We start from the raw sequence: 17,489 nt of genomic DNA, 5'->3' as shown, positions 1-17,489 counted from the left end.
CGTGCCTGCTGCTTACCCCATGTCTTCCTGCATCGAATGGCAATTCGCCGAAGCCGGTGATCTGGCCGAGCGTGTCCGCGCCGCCAAGGCCGAAGGCTTCGATCTCGTCGAATTCCACCTCTGGCGCGACAAGCCGGTCGAGGCCATCGGTGCCGCGCTCGAAGAGACGGGCGTGAAGCTCACCGGCATCTGCGTCGATCCGCGCCGCTCGATCGTCGACCCGGCAGAGCGCGCCGAGATGGTGGATGCCGTGCGCGAAACGATCAAGGCCACCGCCCCGCTCGGCAAGCCGCCGCTGATCGTCGCCTCGGGCTTCAAGGTCGAAGGGATGAGCGAGGAAGACCACTTCGCCAATGCCGTCGCCGCGCTCACGGAAGCGGCCGCCCTTGCCGAGGCGGCAGGCGTCACCCTGCTGCTCGAACCGCTCAACACCCGCCTGTTCTCGGCGATGTACCTCGTCAGCACCACGCTCGGTCTGGACCTGATCGAAGCCGTCGCCAGCCCCAACCTGCGCCTGCTCTACGATGTCTGGCACAGCGCCGTGATGGGCGAGGACATCGCGCAAGTCCTTGAAGGACGCATCCATCTCGTCGCCCACGTGCAGGTGGCAGACATGCAGGACCGCAACGAACCCGGCACCGGCACGGTCGACTGGGCGCACGTCATGGAGACGCTGGAAAGCCTCGGTTACACCGGCAGCATCGGCATGGAATACTTCCCCACCTTGCCGATGGACCAGTCCCTCGCGCTGACCCGCAAAACGCTGGGCTGCTAGACACAGAACGCCGCGATCCGGGAGAGGACAAGTGGCCGAAACCAGACTGAGCTTCACCGAACGCCTGAGCTACGGCCTCGGCGACATGGGCACCAGCCTTGCCTACAACATGGCGAGCGGGTTCCTGCTGTTCTACTACACCAATGTCGTCGGCATGCCGGCGGCGGGTGTGGGCACGGTGTTCCTGATCGCCCGCCTGCTCGATGCGATCATCGACCCGGTCGTCGGCATCGCGGTCGACAAGACCCGCAGCCGCTGGGGCCGGACGCGCGGCTATTTCCTGTTCACCGCGCTGCCCTATGCCCTGCTGACCGTGGCACTGTTCCATGTGCCTGCGTGGAGCCACGGCGCGCAGCTGGTCTATGCCTTCGTCACGTTCAAGGCGCTGGGCATCCTCATGTCGGTCCAGGCTATCCCCTACACCGCGCTCATGCCGATGATGACGCTGGACCCGAAGCAGCGCCTCAAGCTTTCCGGCATGCGCGGGGTCGGCACCTCGATCTCGGTCGTGCTCGGCACCGCGGCGGTCATGCCGCTGGTCGGTGTGTTCGGCGGCGAGGACCAGAACAAGGGCTTCCAGCTCGTCGCGATGCTCTTTGCCGCCATCGGCTTCGTCTGCACGCTCGCCCTGTTCCGCAACTGCAAGGAACGCTTCGACGACGGCTCCTCGCCCCACTTCGCCATCGGCCCTGCCGTGAAGGAGATGCTGCGCAACAAAGCCTGGCTCGTCGTCTTCGCCTCCTGCCTGCTCTACTTCATCCGCTTCGGCCTGATGATGAGCGCGACCGCCTATTTCGCCATCGACGTGATGCGCGCGCCGTGGATGATCTCGGTCATGCTCCCGGCGGTCTCGGGCATGTTGCTGCTGTCCTCGTTCGTCGCCCCGCCGATCCTTGCGCGCACCGGCATCAGGAAAGGCAGCGCCTTCGTCCTCGCGCTGGCCGCCGTGATCTTCGCCGTCCTGCCGCTCACGCAAGGCAACACCGCAACCTTCCTCACGCTCTACATCGCCGCCTGCCTTGCCACCTCGATCACCATCACCGCCGCATTCGCGATGATTGCCGAGACGGTGGACTATCACGAATGGAGGTTCGGCACCCGGCGCGAAGGCCTGCTCTCGGCCGGCATCAGCCTCTCGACCAAGGTCGGCATGGCCATCGGCACGGCAGGGTTTGCCTTCATGCTCGGCGCTGCTGGCTATGTGCCCGACGCCGTCACCGACACTGCCCGCGAAGCGATCCGCTGGACCTACTACGGCAGCGCCGTCATCCTCCTCGCCCTGCAGACCGTGGTCGTCCTGATGTGGCCGATGGACGGCCTCCACGAAACCATCCGCAAAGACATCGCCGCGCGCAACGCCCTCCTCACCTGGCCCTAACGCCCACCCAGCGCCTGCGCGAACAGCGCTTCCATGCGGGCCACGTCCACCGTCAGCACCATGTCCGCCTGCCCCTCGTCGAGGCCGGGCCGGTAGGCGTCGTGCCAAGTCAACATGTCGCCGTAACCGGGGCCGAACTGGACATCGAAATCGTACCACAGCTTCTGCTGGCGCGTGACCAGCGAAGGATCGAGCCAGACGGCGGCAGCGATCTCGTCCCACATCGGAAAGCCCGGCTCCATCCGCCGGATCATCGCCGCAACCGGCGGCCGCGCCGCCTTGGCCAGCCGCTCCACCAGCGCCGGGGTCAGTTGCGTGGCGGTCGAGGGATCGACCGGCACGAAGGTCACCTTGGGCCACCACGCATGAGCGAACATGCTCGCAGCTTCCGGGTCGAAGCGGATATTGAACTCGCGGCGCGGCGTGTTGACGAATTCGCGCGCAAACTGCGCCGCCGAGGTATTGTCCAGCACCTGCTGCGGGTTTAGGCTTCCGCCCATGACCACCACTTCCTTGACCAGCGAGGCGAACTCGGGATCAAGCCGCTGCGCCAGCGCAAGGTTTGTCAGCGGCCCGCAGGCAATGATCGTCACCTGATGCGGATTGGCCCGCACGGTGCGGATCATAAAGAGGGCGGCGGCCTCCGGCAGGGCTTTGAGCTTCGGATTGCCCCAGGGCAGGTCCACCGGATCGAAGACCCCGTGATGCTCGGGCGTCGACTGTACGGTCGGCTCGGCCCACTGCTTCATGAAAGCCCCCTTCCACACCAGCTTGCCATAGAGCGCTTCCCACCGCTCGGTCCGCGCCTCGGAATTGAGGATCGGAAAGGTCGCCCCTTGCGCCACCGGCACGCTTTCATGCCCCGACAATTCCAGCCCGCGCAGCACCATGGCCGTGGCGCGATTGGCCCAGGTGTTGCCCGATACGGTGGTGATGCCCATCACCTCCACCTGCCGGTCTTCCAGCAGCAGCAGGTGCATCAGGGCAAAGCCCTCGTCGTCGATGATCACCTTCCGTCGCGGCTCGGCGGCATGGGCGGCACCGAATGCTGCGAAGAACAGGGCGATGGCAACGAGCAGACGGCGCATGGGACTCCTATGTTCGGCTGAGGTAATCGTCGATGGCTGCAAGGTGCCGCGCCACCGCCTCGGGTGACAGGAACGATCCGGTGAAGCTGTTGCGGGCAAGCTGGGCTAGATAATCGCGGGACAGCCCGCGCGCCCGCGCTACCGCGCGGTAGTTGTCGGCCACATAGCCGCCGAAATAGGCAGGGTCGTCGGAATTGACCGTCGCCTTCAGCCCTTCGGCGAGCATGCGATCAAGCGGATGGTCGGCCAGATCGCTCACCACGCAGAGCTTGAGATTGGAAAGCGGACAGACGGTCAACGTCATGCCCTCTGACGCCAGCCGCCGCACCAGCGCCGGATCTTCCAGCGCGCGGTTGCCATGGTCGATCCGGTCCACCTGCAACAGGTCGAGTGCTTCATAGACGTAATCCGGGGGCCCTTCCTCGCCGGCATGGGCGGTGAGCCTCAGCCCCTTGGCCCGCGCCGCCGCGAAGACCCGCGCGAACTTCGCAGGCGGGTGGCCAACCTCGCTCGAATCCAGCCCGACCGCCGCAATCCGATCCAGCCACGGCTCGGCCATGGCCAGCGTCTCGAACGCCGCGTCTTCCGAAAGGTGGCGCAGGAAGCTCAGGATCAGCGCGCTGGTCAGCCCATGCTTCGCCTCTGCCTCCGCCATGGCCGAAAGCAGGCCCTCGATCACCGTTTCAAAAGCAATGCCCCGGTCGGTGTGGGTCTGGGGATCGAACATGATCTCGGCATGGACCACGCCATCGGCCGCCGCTCGGTCGAAATAGGCCATGGCAAGGTCATGGAAATCCGCCTCGGTCTGCAGCACTCCGGCCCCGGCATAGTAGATGTCGAGGAAGTCCTGCAGGTTTGAGAACGCATAGGCCGCGCGCACCTCGTCCACGCTGGCATAGGGGATCGCGATGCCGTTGCGCTCGGCCAGCGCGAACATCAGTTCAGGCTCGAGGCTGCCCTCGATGTGCAGGTGGAGTTCGGCCTTGGGAAGGCGGGCGATGAAGCTGTCGAGATCGGTCATGCCGCGCACCGTAACCCATCACGGTCCCACGCGCATTGCCCCATGACGTAAGTCCGCCGCACCGCCCGATCATCGCCCAGCACCTGCAGCGCGAACAACCGCTCCTCAAGCGTCGCCCCGGCCGTCCGGCGCGCGAGCAGCGGTGTGGCCTTGTCGTCCAGCACCACGAAGTCTGCCTCCTGCCCCTCTGCCAGCATCCCTACCTCGTCCTCGATATGCAGCAGACGGGCCGAGCCACCCGTCGCCAGCCACAAGGCGCGCAGCGGGTCGAGCCGGTAGCCGTTGAACAGCCCCGCCTGATAGGCAATCCCGGCATTGTGCAGCAACGACAGCGACGTCCCCGCGCCGATATCGGACCCGAGCCCCAGCCGCACGCCATGCCGCTCGGCTTGCGCGAAATCGAACATGCCCGAACCCAGAAACAGGTTCGAACTCGGGCACACCGCAATCCCCGCACCACTCTGCGCCAGCCTTGCGCAGGACCTGTCCGGCAAGTGCACACCATGGGCAAAGACCGACCGGTCGGTCACCAGCCCGAAGCGGTCATAGGCGTCGAGATAGTCCGCAGCCTCGGCAAACCGCGCCGCCACTTCGGCAATCTCGCGGGTGTTCTCGGCAAGGTGGGTGTGCAGAAGAACAGTGGGATGATCGGCCAGCAACTGCCCTGCGCTGGCCAGCTGCGCATCGCTCGATGTCAGCGCGAAGCGCGGCGTCACCGCATAGCCCAGCCGCCCGCGCCGATGCCACCGGGCGATCAGCGCCTTGCTTTCCGCCACCCCGCTGTCTGCGGTATCGCGCAAGTCATCCGGCCCCAGATCCATCAGCACCTTGCCGCAGATCATCCGCAAGTCCCGCGCCCGCGCCGCCTCGAAGAAGGCATCGACGCTGGCAGCATGGACCGTCCCGAACACCAGCGCACTGGTCGTACCATGGCGCAGCAGCTCGTCCAGAAACGCTCCCGCCACCGCGCCCGCATGCGCCGGATCGGCAAAGGCCTGCTCCGCCGGAAAGATGTGCCGCTCCAGCCAGTCGAGCAACTGCTCGCCATGGCTCGCGATGCAGTCGAGCTGCGGATAATGAACGTGCGCGTCGATAAAGCCGGGGACGATCAGGCCATCCAGCCGCTCCACCGCAATCCCTGTGAAACGCGGGGAAACCTCGGCAAAGCTCCCGCGCGCAACGATCCGCCCATGCTCCACCACCAGCAGCCCGTCGGCGTCATGGCGAACCGCATCGCTGCCCTCGGCGGGATCGTGGGAAAGGCTGAGTATTTCGCCCCGAAAGCCCTGCAAGCTCATGCCGCCACAGCTCGCACTTGCGCGGCATCGGGCAGTTGCAACAGCTGCGCCAGCAGGGCGACCGCGATCACATCCGGCTCCTTGCCCGTGACCCCCGGCAAGCCGATCGGACAGGTCAGCCGCCCCCGCGCCTCGGCGCTCACCCCTTCGCGCTCCAGCCGCGAAAGGAACCGCGCGCGCTTGGTCTGCGATCCGATCAGCCCGGTGAAGGCAAGCGGCGAGCGCGTCAGCGCAGCATGGGTCAGCCGATAGTCCAGCGCATGGTCATGCGTCAGGATCACCAAGGCGGCATCCTCCGGCGCTTCGGCCACGCATTGCGCGATAGCGCTTTCGGGCACCACCGCCACGCCCTCGATCGTCTCGAACACCGGGCGCGTATCGAACCACGCCAGCCGCAGCGGCAATCCGCCCGCATGCCGCGCAATCGCCTGGCCCACGTGCCCTGCACCGAACAGATAGAGCGGACGGCGCACCTGCCCGATCATCTCCGCCAGACGGCTGCCCTCGCGCGGCCGGTCCCCCCGCGCCGAAAGCGGCACGGCTGGCCCGTCGCTCACATGCCGCTGCACCGCACCCGCCCGCAACTGGCTGACAAGCACGCGCCCTTCCGCAGCATCGTCGAGCCAGCCGAGCGCATCGCGATCGAGATGCTCGACCAGCACCCGCACCCGCCCGCCGCAGCATTGCCCCAGCAGCGGCCCCAACGGATAGTCCTGCACCCGCCAGGTCCCCGGCGGATGCGCCAGCACGGCGCGCGCCTGCTCCACCGCACGGAACTCCAGCGCACCGCCTCCAATAGTGCCAAGCTCGCCCCCTGCCGTGACCAGCATCCGCGTCCCCGCCCCGCGCGGCGCGGAGCCTTCGGTGGCGAGCACGCTGATCATCGCGACAGGCCCGCGCGATGACAGAACCCGGAGCTGCTCGATCCACTCCATCACGCCGCTCCCTTATGCGCCGCAATTGCCCGCAGCACCGCCTCGGGCGTGGCCGGCGCATCAAGCGGCGGCAGCTCGCGTCGCGCGGGGTTGGTCGCGGCAATCGCGGCACTGATCGCGCAGAACACCGAATTGGCCAGCATCAGCGGCGGCTCGCCCACCGCCTTTGAACGGTGCACCGTAGGCTTCACGTTCTCCCCGTCCCACAGGTCGATGCGCAGCCGCCTGGGCCGGTCCGAGGCCGTCGGGATCTTGTAGGTCGCAGGCGAATGGTTGAGCAGGCGGCCCTTGGCGTCCCATTCCACCACTTCAGTGGTCAGCCAGCCCTGCCCCTGCACGAAGCCGCCCTCGATCTGCCCCCGGTCAATCGCCGGGTTCAGCGAGCGGCCCACATCGTGCAGGATGTCCACGGCCAGCACCTTGTGCTCCCCGGTCAGCGTGTCGACCACCACTTCGGAAACCGCTGCGCCATAGGCGAAATAGTAGAACGGCCGCCCCTTGTGCGCGACGCGGTCGTACTCGATCTCGGGGGTGGCGTAGAAGCCCGTGGACGAGAGCGAAATCCGCCCCAGCCACGCCTTGCGCGCCGCTTCGGCAAAACTCATCCGCGTCTCGCCCGCGATCACGCCATCGGCGGTGAACTGCACCTCGCCGCCGAACGCCCGCTCCAGAAACGCCGCCATCCGCTCGCGGATCGCCATGGCCGCGTGGTGCGCCGCCATGCCGTTGAGGTCCGCCCCCGATGACGCCGCCGTGGCCGAGGTATTGGGCACCTTGTCCGTCCGCGTCGCGGTAATCCGCACCTGCCCCACCGGCACGGCAAACACGTCCGCCACGATCTGCGCGACCTTGATGTAGAGGCCCTGCCCCATCTCGGTGCCGCCATGGTTCACCTGGATCGACCCGTCCGCATAGACGTGCACCAGCGCGCCCGCCTGATTGAGATGCGTGGTGGTGAAGCTGATCCCGAACTTCACCGGCGTCAGCGCGATCCCCTTCTTGAGCACCCGGTTGCCCGCATTGAACGCGGCCACGGCCTCGCGCCGCTCGTCATAGCGCGCCGTCTCGCGCAGCCGCGCGACGAGCTGCGGCGCGATGTTGTCTTCCAGCCTCATGCCATAGGGCGTCACATCGCGCCCCGGCCCATAGAGATTGCGCGCCCGCACCGTAAGTGGATCAAGTCCCAGCCGCGCCGCCACGTGATCGCACACCCGCTCGATCGCCAGCATGCCCTGCGGCCCGCCAAAGCCCCGGAAGGCGGTGGCCGAGACGGTATTGGTCTTCAGCCGCTCCGAGACGATCTCCACGTCGGGCAGGAAATAGCAGTTGTCGGCATGGAACATTGTGCGGTCGTTGATGCCGGGCGACAAATCCATCGTCGCTCCACAGCGTCCGCCAAAGCGCAGCTTCACCGCAAGCAGTCGTCCGGCATCATCATGCCCCGCCTCGTAATGGACCTCGAAATCGTGCCGCTTTCCCGTCACGATCATGTCGTCATCCCGGTCGCAGCGGAACTTGGCAGGCCGCCCGGTATGATGCGTCACCAGCGCGGCAGCGGCGGCGAACAACGCGGCCTGACTTTCCTTGCCACCGAACGCCCCGCCCATGCGCCGCACTTCCACGGTCACGTCGGCACTCGGCTTGTTCAGCAGGTGCGCCACCAGATGCTGCACCTCGCTCGGATGCTGGCTCGAGGAGACGACATGGATCTGCCCGTCCTCCCCCGCCCGCGCATGGGCAACCTGACCCTCCAGATAAAAGTGATCCTGCGCCCCGATCTTCAGATGACCGGCAAGCCAGCGCGGTGCCATAGCCAGCGCAGCATCGGCATCGCCCTGCGCCATGCGCTGGTCCGCCTCGATCCGCGCATCTGCCGCCCGCGCCTGCGCCACGGTGATCGCCGCATCCAGCGGTTCGTAGTCAATCCTGCCCAGCCGCGCCGCCTTGCGCGCCGCCATTCGCGTTTCCGCCGCGACAAGGAACACCGGCTGCCCATGGCTCACCACCTCGCCATCGGCCAGCACGCGGTCATCGTGCGCAATCGGCCCTACGTTGTTCTCCCCCGGAATGTCGGCGGCGGTATAGACCGCCACCACGCCCGGAAAGGCGCGCACTGCCGCAAGGTCCATGCCGACAATCCGCGCCCGCGCATGGGCGGAAAGCCCGAAGGCCAGATGCAGCATGCCCGCCGCTTCCGGCTCGTCATCCACATAGCGCGCCAGCCCCGCCACGTGCAGATGCGCGCTGTCATGCGGGTTGGAAGGCTTGGTGCCTGCGGGCCAGAGCGGATCGGCCTCGGCCATCAGCAGGCCTCCACGTCAAGCACCGAGACGACCTCGCCCTGCTCCCCGTGCCACAGCCGAAACAGCAGCGCCGCCGCCGCCTCGATGCGGTAGGCCGATGTCCCGCGCACGTCGGTCAAAGGCTGGAAGTCTGCGCGCAAGGCCTGCGCCGCCGCAGCAATCGTCGCTTCGGCAAACGGTTGGCCGACCAGCGCCGCCTCGCACCCCTGCGCGCGCCGGGGCGTCGCCGCCATCCCGCCGAAGGCCACGCGCGCCGCCGTGATCGTCCCGGCGTCCACCGTCAGCGCAAAGGCTCCCAGCACCGCCGAAATGTCGCTGTCGAACCGGCGCGAGAGCTTGGAGACGTGCACCACCGCACCCGCCGCAGGGCGCGGCACGAACACGCTTTCGACAAACTCGCCGGGCTGCAAATCCTGCTTGCCGTAATCGAGGAAGTAGTCCTCCAGCGGCAGCGTCCGCCGCCCCGCGGCAGAGCGCAGCGTCAACTCCGCTCCCAGCGCGATCAGGGCAGGCGGCCCGTCGCCAATGGGCGAACCATTGGCAATGTTGCCGCAGACCGTCGCCGAGTTGCGCACCTGTAATCCGCCGATCCGCCGCACCAGCTCGCCCAGATCCGGGTGCAGCCGCGCCATCGCCGCATGGGCCTGCGCATATCGCACCCCCGCACCGATCCGCAGACCCTCGTCCGTCTCCTCGATCTGCCCGAGATCGGCAACGTCGCCGATGAACACCACGGTGCCGAGATCGCGCAGGCCCTTGGTCACCCACAGGCCGACATCGGTCGCCCCGGCAACGATCCGCGCCTCGGGATGCTCCGCAAGGATCGCCACCAGCGCATCGGAGGACCGCGGTGCAAACCACTTGCGCCCGCCAAACGTTCCGCTGGCATCACCGCCCAACCCGGACAGCGCCGCCGCCACATTCGCATCGTCCTGCGAAATCTGCGAGACCGTCTCCCCCGCCTCAAGGATCGGCCCGTAACCCGTACACCTGCACAAGTTGCCCGCGATCACATCGGCCACCGGCAACTCGCTCCCGAGCGCCCCGATTGCCCGTCCATGCAGCGACATCACGAACCCCGGCGTACAGAACCCGCATTGCGAACTGCCATTGGCCGCCATGCAATTTTGCAGCGGATTGAGCGCGCCACTGGCTCCAAGACTCTCCACTGTCATCAGGGCTTTACCGTGCAACATCGGCAGGAACGCGATGCAGGCATTGACCGCCCGCCATTGCACGCCCGAAGCGCCATCGGCCTCGCCCACCAGAACGGTGCAAGCCCCGCAATCGCCCTCGGCGCAACCTTCCTTGGTGCCAGTCCTGCGCAAGTCCCCGCGCAAGTAATCGAGCAAGGTTCCGGTCGGATCGCAGTCCGCAATCTCGATCACTTCACCATCCAGCAGGAAGCGTACCGCCATGGCTCAGCTTCCCCGATAGGTCGAATAGGCGAACGGCGAGACCAGCAGCGGCACGTGATAATGCCCCTCGTCCGCCATGCCGAAGGCGATGCGCACGTCATCCAGAAACGGCGGCTCGGGCAGGGTAACGCCAGCATCGGCAAAGTAGTCAGCCACCGCAAAGACCAGCGCATATCGCCCTGGCCCGACTTGCGGCATCCCCGGACAGCGCCCGTCGGCATTGGTCGTGCCCGCAAACAGCACCGTCCCTTTCGCATCTTCCAGCCGCACCTTGACGCCCGCTGCCGGGCGGCCATGCATGGTGTCGAGCACGTGGGTCGAAAGCGTGGTCATTGCGGCGCTCCTGCTGCAATCCAGCGGCCCAGCGCATCGCGTTCGGCGCGGGTCATTCCGGTCATGTTGCCCAGCGGCATGATCTCGGCATCGACCGCCACCTTCTGCACGCGCGGAGCCACCGCATGGGCATGGTCGAAACTGTCGAGCCTCACACCCAGCGGCGGCGCGGTGAACGCCTCGCTGGTCGGCTTGTCAGCATGGCAACTGAGGCAGTGCTTGGCGAAGATGGGCTCCACGCTGGCCCATGTCGCGGGCTCCTGCGAAGCCTCCGCAGCCTTCGCCACCGCAGGCAAGGTCGCCTTTTCCGCCGAGACATAGGTCACGCTCACCAGCGCCATCGCCCCGGCCACGACCATCGCCCGCCCGGTCTTCCGGCCCTGATGCCGCAAGTTGAACACATGCCGCACCGCGACGCCGGTCAACCCAAGCAGCGCCAGCACCAACCATGGCCGCGCAGCGCCGAAGGTAATCGCGTAATGATGGCTGATCATGATGAACAGAATGGGCAGCGTCATGTAGTTGTTGTGGACCGAACGCTGCTTGCCCGCCTTGCCCAGCGCCGGATCGGGCGCCTGCCCCTGCATCAGCTGCGCCACCGCCTTGCGCTGGTTCGGGATGATCACGAAGAACACGTTGGCGACCATGACCGTGCCGATGATCGCGCCGACGTGCAGATAGGCCCCGCGCGCATTGAACACCGCGTTCAGCCCCCACGCCGCCAGCACCAGAAAGGCAAACCACGCCGCCCCAAGCACCCGGTTGTCGCGCCCCAAGGGCGAACGGCACAGCCCGTCATAGACCAGCCAGCCCGCCACCAGCGAAGCCGCGCCGATGCCGATCGCCGCCCCTTGCGAAAGCTGCGCCTTGGCCGGATCGATCAGGAAGCTCTCCGCCCCCACCCAATAGACCAGCACCAGCAACGAAAAGCCGGTGATCCAGGTGGTATAGGCCTCCCACTTGAACCAATGCAGGTCCTCGGGCATTTTTGCGGGCGCCACCGCGTACTTCTGCTTGTGATAGAACCCGCCGCCGTGGACCGACCACACCTCGCCGCTCGCCTCGCCCTCCTTGGGCGGCACCAGATGGTTGTCGAGCCAGACGAAGTAGAACGACGAGCCGATCCACGCGATGCCCGCGGTCAGGTGGAACCAGCGGATCGAAAGGTTCAGCCATTCGCCCCAGTCCACCGTCACTTCATGTCCTCCAGACGAAGCCGCACGATCTCGCCGATCTGCGCGATGGCGGTGGCGATTTCGGTGTCACGCTCGTTGGCCAACCGTGCTTCCATCGCGCTGAGAATCCCCGCCTTGTCGGTCAGCCGCACGCAGATGATGAAGGGAAAGCCGAACCGCTCCCGATAGGCCGCGTTCAGTTCATGGAACCGCGCGAATTCCGCCTCGCTCAACCGGTCGAGCCCCGCCGACGCCTGCTCCGCCGCCGAAGCCTCGGTCAGCGTGCGATCCACCGCCGCCTTGCCTGCAAGCTCGGGATGCGCTCGGATCAGGGCCAGCTGCTCCTCGGCCGAGGCTTCATGCACCACCGCCATCAGATCGGCATGGCGATCCCCGCTCGACGCTCGCGCATCGGCCCGCGCCTCCACCCAAGGGCTATGCTCGAACAGCGCGGTCATGACGTGGCCCCTTCAAGGCTGACATGCGCGGAGACGACCTTCCAGCCATCGGCAAACCTGACCCATGCCTGGCTCTGCCGCCCGCGCCGGTCGCTCCCCTCGCGAAAGAACTCGGCGTCCGCCGTGGCAAATCCGTCACCGTAAACCGTTATCGCCACCTGCCCCAACCGGCGCTGCGGCGATCCGCCGCGCCCCTTGCGGAACTCGCGGATCGCCTCCATTCCCCACAGCACTTCACCCACGCCAAAGCGGTTGGTCGTCGGCGCATCGTGGAACAGCGCGTCCATCGCCGGCAGATCGTCCGCCATCAGCGCGCGCTCGTAAGCCTGAAAGGCAGCGGTGACTTCGGCAAGCAGCACCGGGTCATTCACGGTCACGCCGCACCTCCCGCATAAGGGTGCAAGGCCAGCCAGTGCCGCGCGATGTCGATCCGCCGCGCGATCCACGCATCGCCGCTTTCGATCACATGGTCGAGGAACCGCGCCACCGCCCGCGCCCGCCCCGGCTTTCCGGCAATGCGTCCATGCAGGCCGACCGACATCATCCGCCCGCCCTCCTCACGCAATTGCTCGAAGGTATCGCGCAAGTAGCGGAAGAACTGCTCGCCCTCGGTAAAGCCGTTCAGCGCCACCATCTTCATGTCATTGGCATCGAGCGAATAGGGCACGATCAGCTGCGGCTTGCCATGACGCACATCCCAATAGGGCACGTCATCGGCATAGCTGTCGGCGTCGTAGAGAAAGCCCCCCTCCTCCACCACCAGCCGCGCCGTGTTGGGTGAGGTGCGCCCCTGATACCAGCCCAGCGGACGCTCCCCGGTCAGCCGGGTATGCAGTTCAATCGCCCGCGCAATATGCTCGCGCTCCACCTCTTCGGGCACATACTGGTAGTCGATCCAGCGAAGCCCGTGGCTCGCGATTTCCCACCCGGCCTCGATCATGGCGTCAACCGCCGCCGGGTTCATCTCCATCGCGGTGGCCACGCCAAACACCGTCACCGGCACGCGCCGCGCGGCAAACAGCCGGTACAGCCGCCAGAACCCGGCGCGGCTGCCGTATTCATAGAGGCTCTCCATCGCCATCGCCCGCGCCGGATGGGCGGCTGCGCCAACCATGTCCGAAAGGAACGCCTCGGAACCCTTGTCGCCATTGAGCACGGAGTTCTCCGCGCCTTCCTCGTAATTGATCACGAACTGCACGGCGACCCGCGCCCCGCCGGGCCATTGCGCAGGCGGAGGGGTGGCACCGTAACCTGTCAGATCGCGCAGGACGCTCATGCCGCCTCCCAAGCAGCGAGCGCGGCAGGCACCGCCTCGCCCAGCGGCAGGCTGAACCCTTGCGCCTTGAGGCAGGCCTCCAGCGCGCCAAGCGTCAGCAGCACCTTGTGCTTCATCGCGTTGTAGCCCATCGCGCCCAGCCGCCAGATCCGGCCCTGCAGCGGGCCAAAGGCGGTGCCGATCTCGATCTCAAAGTGATCGCGCATCATCGTGCGGATCGCCTCGCCATCGACGCCTGCGGGAATGTACACGCCGGTCACGTTGGTCATGCGGTGGGCATCCTCGCCGAACACCGTCAGCCCCATGGCGCGCACGCCGGCGGTCATCGCCGCGCCCGCCTTGCGGTGCCGCGCGTACCGCGCCTCCAGCCCCTCGCCCAGCGCCACCCGGGCGCATTCGCGCGCGGCATAGAGCATCGAGGTCGCCTCGGTATGGTGGTTCAGCCGCTTGTCCGACCAGTAGTCCATGATCATCGCCAGATCGAAGTAGTTCGACGGAATGCGCGGCCCCTTGCCATCGGCGATATCGTCCCGCCGGATGCCCTGCTCGACATGGCGGCGCGAGAAGATGCGCTGCGCCGCGCGGTCGGAAATGGTGATCGGCGCGGAGCCCGAAGGCCCGCCAAGGCACTTCTGCAAACCGCCCGTCACCACGTCCACGCCCCAGCGGTCCGCCGCGATCTCCATGCCGCCCAGCGTCGCGCAGGCATCGACATAGGCGAACGCGCCCGCCGCCTTGCACAGCGCGCCGAGCCCTTCCAGTGGCTGCCTCATCGTCGTCGAAGTATCGCCATGCACCGTGGCAACGACACTCGGCCCGTGCATCTCGATGGCGCGGGCAATCGCCTCAAGCGGCACCACTTCGCCCCACGGCGCGCTGACCTGTTCGACCTTGGCGCCCAGCCGCGTCAGGATCTCGGTCAGCAGCAGGCCGAAGCGCCCGAAGTTCACCACCAGCACCGTGTCACCCGGCTCGACCAGACTGACGAGCGAAGCCTCGATCGCCGCGCGCGCCGTGCCGTCGATCAGCATTGTCCACTGGTTCCAGGTGCCGAAGATCGGGCGGTAAAGCGCCATGACCTGGTTCATGAACCCGGTCATTTCCGGATCGAACTGCCCGAGCAGGTCCGCCGCCATCGCCCTCAGCACGCGCGGATGGGCATTGACCGGTCCCGGCCCCATCAGCAGCCGCTGCGGAGGGTCGATTTCGCCGAAGAGAGTCGGATCAAGCTGGCTCAAGGCTGGCTCCCAGTTGTTCGATGAAGCCGAGCATGACCTGCAGCGCCACTTGCGCATCGGCAGGGTCGACATGCTCGGCAGGATTGTGGCTCACCCCGCCCCGGCAGCGGATGAACAGCATCGCGGTGGGGCACAGCGCGGCCATGATCATGGCATCATGCCCCGCCCCCGAAACAAGGCGGAACGGCTTGTGTCCCGCCGCCTGCGTCGCCTGATCGAGCAGCTGCATCAGCGCCGGATCGCAGGGGCTGGCGGGAAGATCGTGCCCCTTGCGCACGGCAAGGCCCAGATCGCGCGCATTGGCGATGGCGCGAAAGCGGCGCAGGATCTCGTCCGCCGCCGCATCGCGCGTCGCAGCGCTTGCCGCACGCACGTCGAGCGTGAACGAACACTTGCCCGCGATCACGTTGGCCGCGGCCGAAGGCACCTGCACCACCCCCACTGTCGCCACGAGATCGGCAGGCCCCGCCTTGGCCACGCTCTCGGCCGCGAGCACCATCTCGGCCATGCCCGTCACGGCATCACGCCTGAGGCCCATCGCGGTCGTCCCGGCATGGCCTGCCGTCCCGCCAAGCTCGATCTCATAGCGCAGTTGCGCGGCAATACCGGTGACAGTGCCCACGGCCAGCCCTTGCGCCTCCAGCACCGGCCCCTGCTCGATATGCGCCTCGAGATAGGCAAAGACCTCGCCCTTGCGCCGCACCGCCGAAGCAAAGGCGGCAACATCGACCAACTCGGCCAGCGCCACGCCCTCGCGGTCCGTCACCTCCAGCGCTGCCGGATCGAGCGTGCCCGCCACCGCCCGGCTCGTCAGCATCGCCGCAGGAAAGCGCGAGCCTTCCTCGTCGCCAAAAGCATAGACCTCGATGGCAAAGGGCAGGCGCACCCCGCGCTCATGCAGCGCCGCCACCGCCTCCACGCCGAGCATGATCCCCAGCGGCCCGTCATAGGCCCCGGCATTGCGTACGCTATCAAGGTGGCTGCCGATCACCAGCGCAGGCGCACCCGCCGCCGCGCCTTCGTAGCGCCCGACCAGATTCATCGCCGCATCGCACCGCAGCGCCATCCCGGCCTCGGCCATCCACTCGGAGATCTTGTCCTGCGCGGCAAAGTAGGCAGGCGAAAGATAGGTCCGCGTCAGCCCGCCAACGCTGTCGCTGAACGGCGGCAAAGCCAGTTCGTCACAACGCAAGACAGCGCGCGCCCCACTCACCACGCCGCCACTCCGCCATCGCTGCGCGGATCGGTCGCGCCTTCCAGCCGCCCGTCGCCATGGCGCACGATCGCGCCCGCATGGCCCATCGTCGCCGTCAGCGGCCCCACGCGCTCGACATCATGCCCCGCCGCAGCCAGCGCGGCATAGAGCGCCGGATCGAACCCGTCCTCCAGCTTCAGCGTGGTGGACTGTTCCCCCCACGTCCGCCCCAGCAACCAGCGCGGCGCGCAGATCGCCTCCTGCAAGTCCACGCCAAACCGCGCATAGCGGCTGAACAGCGCGGCTTGCGTCTGCGGCTGCCCCTCGCCACCCATCGTGCCATAGGCCAAGACCCGCCCGTCATCGAACCGCGCCAGCGCAGGGTTCAGCGTATGGAACGGCTTGCGCCCGGGCTTCAGCGCATTCCACCCGTCCGCCGCCAGACGGAAACTGCTGCCCCGATTCTGCCAGGAGATCCCGGTCCTTGGCAGCACCAGCCCCGATCCGAACTCGAAGTAGGTCGACTGGATCGCGCTGACCACGCGTCCCTCGCCGTCCGCCGCCCCGAACCAGCAGGTGTCCCCCCACTGCGGCGGCTGCGGCCAGGCAAGGGCCTTTGCCGGATCGATCCGCGCCGCCAGTTCATCCAGCGCCACAGGATCAAACAGCAACCCCTGCCAGTCAAAGTCATGATACGCAGGATCGCCCACATGCACATCGCGCAGCAAAAACGCCTGCTTGGTCGCCTCGACCAGCCCATGGACATGATCGAACCCGTCTGCCGCATCCGCAGCCAGCCGGTCGAACAGCGCAAGGATCACCAGCGAGGCGAAGCCCTGCGTCGGCGGAGCACTGTTCCACACCTCGCAATCACGCAACCGCGTGGTCAGCGGCGCAGGCCGTGTCGCCTCATGCACGGCAAGGTCCGCAGCCGAAACCGGACTGCCCAGCGCCGCCAGATCAGCCGCAATATCTGCCGCCAGCGGCCCGGTGTAGAAGCTCTCCAGCCCATCCTCGCACAATCGCTGCAATGTCTGCGCCAGCACCGGCTGACGCAGGACATCGCCCTCATGAAGCGGACGGCCTTCCGGCTCGAATGTCGTGGCATAGGCCCCCGGCTGCACCCGCAGCTCCGGCCCCTTGGCGGCGGCAATCGCGGCATGCCCGGAGGTGACCGCAACGCCCGCCTCGCCATGCGCAATCGCATCGCGCAGCAGGCGTGAAAGCGGCAGCGATCCGCCAGCGCTCTCCAGCGCCGCCGCCCACCCGGAAATCGTCCCCGCCACGGTATTGGCCGCCAAAGGCCCCCGGAAAGGCACCGCGTCCAGCCCCGCATAAAGCTCCAGCGAAGCCGCCCTCGCAGCCCCGCCGCAGCCATGAATGCCATGCACCGCGCCATCAGGCTCGTGGATCACCCAGAACCCGTCCCCGCCGATCCCGGTCATGTGCGGATAGACCACGGCAAGGCACGCGGCGACCGCCACCGTCGCCTCCACCGCATTGCCACCCTCCTGCAGCACCGAAAGCCCCGCCTCCGCCGCCAGCCAGTGCGGCGCGGTGACCATGCCTTTCGATCCGGTGACGGTTGCCAATGTCAT

The 17,489-nt window shown here is 67.2% G+C and carries 16 protein-coding genes; 2 read left to right on the top strand and 14 right to left on the bottom strand.

The genetic code is table 11. The annotated features are described in order from the left end of the window. Positions 1–19: 19 nt before the first annotated feature. Both ACZ1JW_RS18545 and ACZ1JW_RS18540 read left to right on the top strand, forming a co-directional pair. Positions 20–775, top strand: coding sequence for a TIM barrel protein (locus ACZ1JW_RS18545; protein ID WP_465143105.1), 756 nt, complete (start codon positions 20–22; stop codon positions 773–775). A 31-nt stretch (positions 776–806) separates the two neighbouring features. Continuing rightward, positions 807–2,153 (top strand): MFS transporter, encoded by a 1,347-nt coding sequence (locus ACZ1JW_RS18540; RefSeq protein ID WP_465143104.1) that lies wholly within the window; start codon positions 807–809, stop codon positions 2,151–2,153. On the opposite strand, the gene ACZ1JW_RS18535 is transcribed toward ACZ1JW_RS18540, so the two are convergent. The 14 genes from ACZ1JW_RS18535 to ACZ1JW_RS18470 are packed head-to-tail and all read right to left on the bottom strand — an operon-like array spanning position 2,150 to position 17,489. Beyond that, entirely contained in the window at positions 2,150–3,241 is a 1,092-nt protein-coding gene (locus ACZ1JW_RS18535) for a nucleoside hydrolase (protein WP_465143103.1), read from the bottom strand. The genes ACZ1JW_RS18540 and ACZ1JW_RS18535 overlap by 4 nt on opposite strands. Positions 3,242–3,248: 7 nt before the next feature. Continuing rightward, a complete protein-coding gene (locus ACZ1JW_RS18530) occupies positions 3,249–4,262 on the bottom strand; it encodes an adenosine deaminase (RefSeq protein ID WP_465143102.1) in 1,014 nt (337 codons plus the stop codon). Next, positions 4,259–5,560 (bottom strand): guanine deaminase, encoded by a 1,302-nt coding sequence (gene guaD / locus ACZ1JW_RS18525; RefSeq protein ID WP_465143101.1) that lies wholly within the window; start codon positions 5,558–5,560, stop codon positions 4,259–4,261. The genes ACZ1JW_RS18530 and guaD overlap by 4 nt, the downstream gene beginning before the upstream one ends. Beyond that, positions 5,557–6,495 (bottom strand): xanthine dehydrogenase accessory protein XdhC, encoded by a 939-nt coding sequence (xdhC, locus tag ACZ1JW_RS18520; RefSeq protein ID WP_465143100.1) that lies wholly within the window; start codon positions 6,493–6,495, stop codon positions 5,557–5,559. Before xdhC ends, guaD begins: the two co-directional genes overlap by 4 nt. After that, complete coding sequence (xdhB, locus tag ACZ1JW_RS18515; protein WP_465143099.1) at positions 6,495–8,798, bottom strand: xanthine dehydrogenase molybdopterin binding subunit; 2,304 nt, start codon at positions 8,796–8,798, stop codon at positions 6,495–6,497. The genes xdhC and xdhB overlap by 1 nt, the downstream gene beginning before the upstream one ends. Continuing rightward, the gene (gene xdhA, locus ACZ1JW_RS18510; RefSeq protein ID WP_465143098.1) at positions 8,798–10,216 is read right to left on the bottom strand and encodes a xanthine dehydrogenase small subunit; all 1,419 of its coding nucleotides are present in this window, start codon (positions 10,214–10,216) and stop codon (positions 8,798–8,800) included. Before xdhA ends, xdhB begins: the two co-directional genes overlap by 1 nt. A 3-nt stretch (positions 10,217–10,219) precedes the next feature. Further along, positions 10,220–10,549 (bottom strand): hydroxyisourate hydrolase, encoded by a 330-nt coding sequence (gene uraH, locus ACZ1JW_RS18505; protein WP_465143097.1) that lies wholly within the window; start codon positions 10,547–10,549, stop codon positions 10,220–10,222. Continuing rightward, complete coding sequence (locus ACZ1JW_RS18500; protein ID WP_465143096.1) at positions 10,546–11,745, bottom strand: urate hydroxylase PuuD; 1,200 nt, start codon at positions 11,743–11,745, stop codon at positions 10,546–10,548. The genes uraH and ACZ1JW_RS18500 overlap by 4 nt, the downstream gene beginning before the upstream one ends. Beyond that, positions 11,742–12,182, bottom strand: a complete 441-nt coding sequence (gene uraD, locus ACZ1JW_RS18495; protein WP_465143095.1) for a 2-oxo-4-hydroxy-4-carboxy-5-ureidoimidazoline decarboxylase — start codon at positions 12,180–12,182, stop codon at positions 11,742–11,744. The genes ACZ1JW_RS18500 and uraD overlap by 4 nt, the downstream gene beginning before the upstream one ends. Beyond that, a complete protein-coding gene (gene hpxZ / locus ACZ1JW_RS18490; protein ID WP_465143094.1) occupies positions 12,179–12,559 on the bottom strand; it encodes an oxalurate catabolism protein HpxZ in 381 nt (126 codons plus the stop codon). Before hpxZ ends, uraD begins: the two co-directional genes overlap by 4 nt. Further along, complete coding sequence (gene puuE, locus ACZ1JW_RS18485; RefSeq protein WP_465143093.1) at positions 12,556–13,458, bottom strand: allantoinase PuuE; 903 nt, start codon at positions 13,456–13,458, stop codon at positions 12,556–12,558. The genes hpxZ and puuE overlap by 4 nt, the downstream gene beginning before the upstream one ends. Then, a complete protein-coding gene (locus tag ACZ1JW_RS18480) occupies positions 13,455–14,753 on the bottom strand; it encodes a pyridoxal-phosphate-dependent aminotransferase family protein (RefSeq protein ID WP_465143114.1) in 1,299 nt (432 codons plus the stop codon). The genes puuE and ACZ1JW_RS18480 overlap by 4 nt, the downstream gene beginning before the upstream one ends. Further along, positions 14,683–15,912: an allantoate amidohydrolase gene (locus tag ACZ1JW_RS18475; RefSeq protein WP_465143092.1), complete on the bottom strand. Its 1,230-nt coding sequence runs from the start codon at positions 15,910–15,912 to the stop codon at positions 14,683–14,685. The genes ACZ1JW_RS18480 and ACZ1JW_RS18475 overlap by 71 nt, the downstream gene beginning before the upstream one ends. After that, the gene (locus ACZ1JW_RS18470; protein ID WP_465143091.1) at positions 15,906–17,489 is read right to left on the bottom strand and encodes a gamma-glutamyltransferase family protein; all 1,584 of its coding nucleotides are present in this window, start codon (positions 17,487–17,489) and stop codon (positions 15,906–15,908) included. Before ACZ1JW_RS18470 ends, ACZ1JW_RS18475 begins: the two co-directional genes overlap by 7 nt.

It is taken from the genome of Novosphingobium sp. BL-A-28-Hi1-0D, from assembly GCF_055521755.1.
The sequence above is the reverse complement of the archived record's forward strand: the minus strand, read 5'-3'. Positions and strand labels throughout refer to the sequence as shown.